1 pseudogene is annotated in these 723 nt (G+C 60.2%); it reads left to right on the top strand.

From position 1 onward, the window contains the following. Window positions 1–85: 85 nt before the first annotated feature. Window positions 86–723 (top strand): annotated as a pseudogene (locus tag ACOI1H_RS26015) (IS3 family transposase); the annotation flags it as partial.

The raw sequence follows: 723 nt of genomic DNA, 5'->3' as shown, positions 1-723 counted from the left end.
AGAAGTGGCTCGGGAAAACTGAACAGCCGGGATAAGTGGATTTTCCGCGCAACAGCAGCATGATGCTGCAAGCGAGGAGATGACCATGACAAGACGACCGCGCCGGAATCACAGTCCGGCTTTCAAGGCGAAAGTCGCTGTCGCCGCGATCAAGGGCGAACGAACTCTGATCGAGCTGGCGCAGGACTTTGACGTCCATCCGAACCAGATCAAGCAGTGGCGTGACCAATTGCTGGAAGGCGCGACAGGCGTTTTCGGCGATGGCCCGAAGGCCGAGCCAGCGCCGGTGATCGACGTGAAGACGCTGCATGCCAAGATCGGAGAGCTGGCGCTGGAGAATGATTTTTTGTCCGGCGCGCTCGGCAAGGCGGGTCTGTTGCCGAGCGCAAAAAAATGATCGATCCTGCTGCAAAACTCAGCGTCAGCCGGCAGGCCATCGTGCTGGGGATCAGCCGGGGCAGCGTCTACTACCAGCCGCGCCCGGTGTCGGACGCCGATCTGAAACTCATGCACCGGATCGACAAGTTGCACATGGAGTTCCCCTTCGCAGGGGGCCGGATGCTGCAAGGTCTGCTGGTGCAGGAAGGATTCAAGGTTGGCCGGTTGCACGTCGCCACGCTCATGAAGCGCATGGGCATCGAGGCACTGTATCGCAAGCCGAACACCTCCAAGCCGGCACCTGGTCACAAGATCTACCCCTACCTGCTCAGGAAGCTGCCTGTG

It is taken from the genome of Loktanella sp. DJP18 (assembly GCF_049310965.1).
Taxonomy (GTDB): domain Bacteria; phylum Pseudomonadota; class Alphaproteobacteria; order Rhodobacterales; family Rhodobacteraceae; genus Loktanella.
The sequence above is the reverse complement of the archived record's forward strand: the minus strand, read 5'-3'. Positions and strand labels throughout refer to the sequence as shown.